General features: G+C 71.1%; 2 protein-coding genes and 1 pseudogene. 1 reads left to right on the top strand and 2 read right to left on the bottom strand.

The features are described 5' to 3' along the window. Window positions 1-13: 13 nt before the first annotated feature. Entirely contained in the window at window positions 14-430 is a 417-nt protein-coding gene (locus ACTWPP_RS44940; protein ID WP_443110606.1) for a hypothetical protein, read from the bottom strand. Beyond that, window positions 427-1,256, bottom strand: a pseudogene (locus ACTWPP_RS44935) (IS5 family transposase). The gene ACTWPP_RS44940 and the pseudogene ACTWPP_RS44935 overlap by 4 nt, the downstream one beginning before the upstream one ends. Here ACTWPP_RS44935 and ACTWPP_RS44930 point away from each other — a divergent pair. Then, window positions 1,171-1,361 (top strand): hypothetical protein (locus ACTWPP_RS44930; protein ID WP_443110607.1); only part of this gene is annotated, 191 nt, incomplete at its 3' end. The pseudogene ACTWPP_RS44935 and the gene ACTWPP_RS44930 sit on opposite strands and share 86 nt — an antisense overlap.

Raw genomic sequence — 1,361 nt, 5'->3', positions numbered from 1 at the left:
AGAGGGTTGTTTGTTAGGGATTGCTCGGTTTTGTGGTGAAGAGTCCGGGTTCGGGTTCAGTGGCGAGGTCTCGGCCGACGAGGCGCTTGAGTTTGGCGCGGACGCCTTCGACGATGTTCTTGCTGGTGGCGGGCAGGTCGAGGGCCAGGGCGATGTCTTTGGGTCGCAGGCCGGCGGGGTGGTCGGCCAGGACGCCCAAGATGTCCTGGTAGGCGGGTGGGAGGGGCGGACCGGCGGGTGGGGGCGGTTCATCGGCGGTGCCGGTGAGTTCCAGCAGGGTCTGGTGCGTGGTCTCCAGCCGGTCCAGCTGCTGCCGGGCGTCGGCGAGTTCGGCGGTGAGCCGGTCGACCTCGGCGCGGGCCGTGTCACGGTGGCCGGCCAGGTGGCGCAGGAGTTGTTCGGGGACCGGCGGGGGCGGTCGGTCGGTCACGCGGCCGCGCCGGTGACCCAGGCGGTCTCGGGGGCCGGGGCCGCCAGCGGCTGGGTGTCGCGCCAGCGGGTGGTGGTGCCGGTCAGCCGCCGCGTCATCCGGTCGGTGGCCGCCCAGTACAGGTGGGACTCGCTGCTGGCGGGCAGCTTCTCGTAGTCGCGGGCCAGCCGCCAGTGCAGCATGGGCGTGCCGAAGGTCTGCTCGGCCACCCACCGCTTGGGCACCGGCACGAACCCCCGGCTGCCCGGTTCGGGCTGCACCGTGGTGACCGTGATGCCCAGCCCGGCGCCGTGGCCGGCGACCGCGTTCTTGAACCCGCGTCCACCCACGCCGTGCGCACGCCCGGGTTGTCGATGGCGACCCGGTCCAACAGCTCGATCCCGATGGCGTTGTCGTGCACACTCGCGGCGGTCACCACCACCGCGATCAGCAGCCCCAGCGCATCGGTGGCGATCCCGCGCTTGCGGCCCCGGCTCTTCTTGCCCGCGTCCAGGCCCGTGGTGGCCGAGGGGACCCCGGCCGCGGCGTGCACGGTCTGCGAATCCATCACCACCGCGGACGGGTCCTGGGCCCGTCCGGCGACCTCGCGGACCCGGCCGCGCAGCAGATCATGGATGGTCTGCGTCAAGCCGTCGTCGCGCCACACCGCGAAGTAGTAGTACACCGCCGAGCGGGGCGGAAGATCGTGCGACAGGTACTCCCACCCGCACCCCGTCCGCTCCTGATACAGGATCGCGTTGATGATCTCCCGCATCGGATACCGGCCTGAATGCCCTGACACCGACGGGTGCCGCGCCTTCCACGCCGCGATGACCGGCTCGATCAACGCCCACCGCTCATCGGACAGATCACTGCGATACGGCTTCCGGCCGCCGCTCACACCCTCGAGCCCCATGCCACCCACAGCAACTCAACGGCGACGCATCGTCAA

The organism is Actinomadura sp. 3N407, assembly GCF_052245875.1.
GTDB lineage: Bacteria > Actinomycetota > Actinomycetes > Streptosporangiales > Streptosporangiaceae > Spirillospora.
Note: the sequence above shows the minus strand (reverse complement) of the source record. Positions and strands in the feature narration are given on the sequence as shown.